Raw genomic sequence first — 5,812 nt, forward strand, 5'->3', positions numbered from 1 at the left:
GCGTCCGGCGCGTCGGCCGTTCCGGCGCCGGGAGTCGCGGTGCCCGGCAGTGCCGTCAGGCCGGCGGTGTCGATGGCCTCCGTGTTCGGTGCGCCGCGAACTACGTGCCCGGGGTGTCCGGCTGGCACCTCGACCAGAACGGGTCAGCGGAGTTCAACGACATCACGATCCGCGGCGGCACGTCGCTCGGGGGTGAGGCGTTCTACTACGACGGCACCCCGGGCCCCGGGACGCTGGTCCTGGCCATCGCAGCAGCGGCCGGCACCGACCCCTACGGCAACGCCTACGAGGACGGGGTGACCGTGCTCGGGTCGACCGGCACGGTCAACATCAACACAGACACGGGTGTCGTCTGGTCCAACAACCTCGGGTCCCTGATCGAGATCATTGCGGGCGGGGCACAGGCCCTCCAGCAGCTCCGGCCCGCGACCGTTCCCGGGGTCACGTGGGCGGACGCTGCCCTGGGGACGAACCTGACCTCCACCCACGGCGCCGACACCCCGTCCCTGTTCCTCCAGTCCCCCAGCACGACCGTGAACACGGCCAAGTCGAGCATCCGGCTGCACGGCGGATCCCCGACCGTCAACGCCAACCGGATTGAGGCCGTCACCCAGGTGTTCGAGATCACCGGTTCGGTGACCGCGGCCAACCTCCAGGGCGGGCAGGCGTCCACCGCGGCACCCGGCGCCGGAGGCGGGGTCACGTCCGTCAACGTCGTGTTCCCGACTCCGTTCCCCAGCACGCCCGCGGTGACGATCGACCCCCGGTCCGCGGCCGACCCCTCCGGCACGGTGATTCGTGGCTATGTCGACAGCGTGACCACAACCGGTTTCACCATCCGCGCGTACCGCTCCACGAACGCGCTCACCAACTGGTCATGGATCGCTTACGCCTGACCTAGTGCACACCGCGTAGACAGGATGCACGCACATGAGTAGGGTCCCGGCCATGGCAACCGAGCCGCAGTACAAGAGCATCCGCGTGTCCGTGGACACGCACCAACGCGTGCACGACCTGGCCGCGCGGCTGGGCAAGAGCGCGGATGAGACCCTGCAATTCCTGCTGGGCGACCACACCGTCCGCATCCCCGCCGGGCCCGTGCTCCAGGACCGTTGGGAGGAGGGCGCACGCAAGGCCGGCCTGCCCCTGGCGGAGTTCGTCGTGGTGTGCGTGGAGGGCTCCATGACGTACGGCGCGCCCCCGTCCGGTCTTCAACTGGTGTTCGAGCACGTACAGGCGCTCACCCGGGCCGCGGGCGTCAAGCCGATCCCTGTCAACGTGAAGCCCACACGGCCCCCCGGCCCGTCCACACGGCGTGCACACCCGTGATCCGGCGCGCGCTCACGGCCGTCCTCGCGGTGGCCAGCACGGCCGTGCTGGTCTACCTCGGGGGCGCCGCCCTCACCCCGGCGCCCTGTGCGCCCCCGACCGATCTGCACCAGGAAAGGACGCCATGACCACCAAGAGCGACGGCACCGAGAACCCCCCGGGCACCGAGGCCGCGACCGAGGTCAAGGAGGAGGCCGCCGAGGTCAAGGAGGAGATCAAGGACACCAAGGAGGAGGCCGCCGAGGCACGCAAGGAGGGGGACACCGACCGGGCGGACCGCCTGGAGGCCAAGGTGACCGGCCTGGAGGGGAAGCTGGACACCCTCCTGGGCAAGATCGATTCCCTGATCAGCCGCCCGTTCCACCCCGCGCCCCAGGAGCGCGCCGACGACGCCGGCGCCACCGAGAGCACGGACAAGAAGGGGGCCGGCGCCGAGTCCATCGACACCTCTGCGGCGGCCGACGACACCCCCAAGCCGCGCCGCCGTACCGCGTCGCGCGGCTGGTTCGGCTCCCGCGTGGACGAGGACTGATCACCATGGCCGATCCGATGAGCTACCCGGAGTTCGCCAAGGCACTGCGGGCCGAGGGCCTGACCGTGGTCGAGGTCAAGACCGAGGGGAAGTCCCCCGCCAGCCACAACCGCAACCACAAGGGGCCCTGGGGGCCCGTGAACGGTGTGATGATCCACCACACCGTGACCAAGGGCAGCGCCAAGACCGTGGAGATCTGCCGCAAGGGCTACGAGGGTCTACCCGGGCCGCTCTGCCACGGCGTGATCACCAAGGACGGCAAGGTGCACCTGGTGGGCTACGGCCGCGCCAACCATGCCGGGCTCGGGGACGACGATGTGCTGCGCGCGGTCGTCGCAGAGACGGCACTGCCCGCGGACAACGAGGCGAACACCGACGGCAACCGGCGCTTCTACGGGTTCGAGTGCGAGAACCTCGGGGACGGCAAGGACCCGTGGCCCGCGGTGCAGCTCGAAGCGATCGAGCGGGCCGCCGCCGCGGTGTGCCGGCACCACGGGTGGAACGAGGGCTCCGTGATCGGGCACCTTGAGTGGCAGCCGGGCAAGATCGACCCCCGCGGGTTCACCATGGCGTCCATGCGCGCCCGGGTGAAGACCCGGCTCACGGGCAAGCCCAAGCCGCCGGCGGACCCCAAGCCCAAGCCCCCGGCCACCAAGCCGCCCGTCGCGACCAGGCCGCCCGGGCTCAAGGACGTGCAGCAGGACGCGCGGCTGGCCCGCCTGGAGGCCGAGGTGGATGCCCTCCAGGCGGATCGGGGGAAGTAGTCGCAACCGTCCCCGTATGGGGGTACGGTGCCGGTACGTCACATCGGTTCCCCCTCCCGCCCGTTGAGGGAACCACCCCGGCCCCCCGCGCCGCCCGAGTTGCTGTACCCCCTGTCAACTCGGTCTGGAGCGGGGGGTTTCGCGTCCCCCGGCCCCTACCAAGACCAGTGAAAACCTGTTAGGTTTATGCGCATGGCCCGCCCTTTCAAAGATCCGGCCGAACGGCTGGACCACCCCATCACGTGCCTGTTCACCGCACAGGAAAAGGCACAGATCGAGCGGACCGCGCAGCGCTTCGGCATCTCCAAGGCCGCCGCCGTACGACTCCTCGTACGCGTCGCTCTGGAGTCCGAAACACCCATCACTCCCAAGTGACCCGAAAGAGGCAGACCTGTGATCGACACTCACATGTCACCCGAACCCAACGACGACGACCAGCCGCCGATGTTCCCGGCCCTCTCCATCCTGGAACGCCAGACCCCCCCCGCCCGTTACGGCCGTGAGCCGTTCTGGCGGGCGCCGGTCACCCCCCCGTCCCGGGACGTCTACATCCCGCACTGGAACTGGATCGGCATCCACGAGATCCCCGCCGACCGCGAGGCCCTCACCCTGGACGCGAACGGCGCCTACCTGGCCGCGATCGGCGCGGTGCAGGTGGCGCACTCCCACCTCAAGGAGACCGGCGGCATCCACCACGGGGAGTACCCCTCCCCCCGCCAGGTGCTCCCCGGGTACTACCGCGTCCGCACGCCGTACTGGGCGTTCTCGGGCACGATCGTCTCGCCCCTGGGGGATTCCTCCCGCACCGAGACGGAAGAGTCCCTGTGGGTGGCCCACCCCACGCTCCAGCTCATGTTGGAGCTGCACGAGCAGGGCGCGCTCGCGGACGTGGTGATCTACGACTCCTGGACCAGCGACGTGCGCACCGACTTCCGCGACTGGTCCGCCACGCTGCGGGAGCTGCGCCTGACCCGTCTCGACGCGATCGACCAGGCGCAGACCGACGCCACCCGCAAGGCGGCCGAGGACCAGTACGACGCGTTCAAGGAGGGCTACTCCGCCGCCCTGTCGATGATGCTCACGGGCGAGAAGTGCCGCACCCGGCGCCCCGACTGGAATCACGCCGTTCTCGCGCACGCGTCCGCCGCGATGTGGCGCAAGGCGTGGCGCTGGACCGAGACCGGCCGGCCCCTCATCTCCATGGGTGCCACCGACGAGATCACCGTGATCGGCGCGGACCTCCCCGAGGTCATGAGCAAGCCCAAGCCCCCCTTCAAGTACGACCCGACCGGACGCCAGCTCGGTGCCCTCAAGCCCAAGCCGAACGCCGCCCCGGTCCGCACCGACCAGCGCGCGCAGGACGTGCCCATGGTCCTGGACACCGACGGGGACGACATCCTGTGACCGTCCTCCTCCTGGCCCTGGCCGCCGTAGCCACCTCGGTGGCCGCGGCGGTCGCGGCCGTCCAGTCACGCGCCGCCACCCGCAGACTGCGCGCCCTGGTCCGCCAGCAGGCCGCCCGCAGCGCACAGGCCGCCACCGACCGCGCCTTCGTCATATGGGCCAACTGGACCATGCTCACGGTCACCGACCGGGACGGCATGATCCAGGCCGCCACTCTCCGCCAGCTCTACACCACCGGCTACTGGGACCGCATCTGGGACAACCCCGTCGCAGTCGCGCTCTGGCACGGAGACCCCGACACCCTGACCGCCTACGCCGACGACGAGGGGAGCGACCGTGCCTGACCTTGCCGCAGCTCTAGATGCCGCCCTCAGCGCACGCTACCCCCGCAACGAGGTACGCACCCCCATCACGCAGCGCCGCGGCCTCCAGGCGCGCATGAACCAGTTGGAGAACCTGTTCACGCCCAAGAAGGGGGACACGGACCGGCGCAGCGCCATAACGCGCGCGGCCGAGGCCGCCGGCATCCCGGTGCGCACCTGGCGCGACTGGCGCGCGGGCAAGGGCCAGTCCGCCCGCAACCTCCGCAAGCTGGAGACGGCACACAACCGGTTGATCACCATCCCCCGCTTCAGGCAGCGCGTGAACAGCACCCCCGCACCCAACCGGGTCAGCGTCACCGCGTCGATCAACTGGAACGGCTACAAGAACCGCACCGAGCACCGGTCGACCACCCTGGAAGGCATGCGACGCGTCATGGTCGCAGTCATCCGCGCGTGGACCACCGCCGGACCCGAGGCCGCCGCAGACACCCTCCAGCGCGGCGCCGCATCGGCCTACAACACCCAGAGCATCGCATTCGAGGGAAACGACGTAGAGGTGGACTTCCCGTGACAGACCGACCCACAGAACCCCACTGCTCTGCCCCCGGGTGCGGGCGCCCCGAGGAGCCCGACCACCTCGGACTCCGCCAGGGCCACCGATTCCGCCAGGTCATGGAAGTGCAGCCGCTCGCGGCCGATGCCACCATGCCCCGCATCGACATGCAGGCCCCCTACTGCTACGCCGCCTACCGCTTCGACCAGACGCCCCCCGAGATGATCTCCTGGGGATCCTGGGACGAAGCCCCCGGCCCGTTCGTGGAGGCGTACCACGCGGCCACCCACCAGGTGAGCTACATCCGCGTGCAGCACCAGTACTACGGGCCCATGAAGGTGAGCATCTGGCAGCGCCGCGCCGATGAGCACTACTCCCAGGCACCGCCGGCCGACGCGTACGCGCTGTACGTCGGCGACCCCAACGACACCATGCGCGCCGAACTGGCGGCACTCCGGGAACGCGCGGACAAGGGCTGCACCCACCCCGCCGGCGAACCGTGCTTCGGCAAGCCGCGCCCCGTCGACGGACCCGGCTGCACACCGACCATCGTGGAGGACTGACATGCCCAAGGAACGCTCCAGCGAGAAGAAGGCCGCGCGCCAGCTGGCCGCCGCCCGCGGCATCCCGTACACCGCAGCACTGCGCCTGCTGCGAGAGCAGCGGGACACCCCGCTCCCCGTGCCCACGGAGGCCGACCTCCTGACCGCCCTACGCGGCAAGGTGGCCGACGACGACCCCCCGCCGGCCGTCGTGCCCACCGAGGAAGAGCCCCCCGGCGCCTACTGCGCCTGTGCCGACCCGGCCTGCCCCACCGCCGACGGGCAGTACTCGCACTGAACATGGAGAGGCCCCCGTCAAGATCACGCTACGGGACCAGCGGACCGACGGCGACGCGGTCGGCGCG

At 70.6% G+C, this 5,812-nt stretch carries 8 protein-coding genes and 2 pseudogenes; all 10 read left to right on the plus strand.

Features of this window, described 5'->3' with window-relative positions; translation table 11 throughout:
* Window positions 1-896 (plus strand): annotated as a pseudogene (locus ACFC0D_RS37890) (hypothetical protein); the annotation flags it as partial.
* 52 nt (window positions 897-948) lie between these two features.
* Window positions 949-1,329: a hypothetical protein gene (locus tag ACFC0D_RS37895; protein WP_375821560.1), complete on the plus strand. Its 381-nt coding sequence runs from the start codon at window positions 949-951 to the stop codon at window positions 1,327-1,329.
* Between the two features lie 124 nt (window positions 1,330-1,453).
* Complete coding sequence (locus ACFC0D_RS37900) at window positions 1,454-1,861, plus strand: hypothetical protein (RefSeq protein WP_375821561.1); 408 nt, start codon at window positions 1,454-1,456, stop codon at window positions 1,859-1,861.
* Window positions 1,862-1,878: 17 nt separating this feature from the next.
* Window positions 1,879-2,463 (plus strand): annotated as a pseudogene (locus ACFC0D_RS37905) (N-acetylmuramoyl-L-alanine amidase); the annotation flags it as partial.
* A 354-nt stretch (window positions 2,464-2,817) separates the two neighbouring features.
* Entirely contained in the window at window positions 2,818-3,000 is a 183-nt protein-coding gene (locus ACFC0D_RS37910) for a hypothetical protein (RefSeq protein ID WP_375821562.1), read from the plus strand.
* Between the two features lie 18 nt (window positions 3,001-3,018).
* Window positions 3,019-4,029 carry a hypothetical protein gene (locus ACFC0D_RS37915; protein WP_375841084.1) on the plus strand — a complete coding sequence of 337 codons (1,011 nt, stop codon included), beginning with the start codon at window positions 3,019-3,021 and terminating at the stop codon, window positions 4,027-4,029.
* On the plus strand, window positions 4,026-4,373 hold the full coding sequence (locus tag ACFC0D_RS37920; RefSeq protein ID WP_375821564.1) for a hypothetical protein: 348 nt from the start codon (window positions 4,026-4,028) through the stop codon (window positions 4,371-4,373). The genes ACFC0D_RS37915 and ACFC0D_RS37920 overlap by 4 nt, the downstream gene beginning before the upstream one ends.
* On the plus strand, window positions 4,366-4,923 hold the full coding sequence (locus ACFC0D_RS37925; protein WP_375821565.1) for a hypothetical protein: 558 nt from the start codon (window positions 4,366-4,368) through the stop codon (window positions 4,921-4,923). Before ACFC0D_RS37920 ends, ACFC0D_RS37925 begins: the two co-directional genes overlap by 8 nt.
* A 101-nt stretch (window positions 4,924-5,024) precedes the next feature.
* Window positions 5,025-5,468: a hypothetical protein gene (locus ACFC0D_RS37930; RefSeq protein ID WP_375821566.1), complete on the plus strand. Its 444-nt coding sequence runs from the start codon at window positions 5,025-5,027 to the stop codon at window positions 5,466-5,468.
* 1 nt (window position 5,469) lies between these two features.
* Entirely contained in the window at window positions 5,470-5,745 is a 276-nt protein-coding gene (locus ACFC0D_RS37935; protein ID WP_375821567.1) for a hypothetical protein, read from the plus strand.
* The last annotated feature ends 67 nt before the right edge of the window (window positions 5,746-5,812 follow it).

It is taken from the genome of Streptomyces sp. NPDC056222, from assembly GCF_042264065.1.
Taxonomy (GTDB): domain Bacteria; phylum Actinomycetota; class Actinomycetes; order Streptomycetales; family Streptomycetaceae; genus Streptomyces.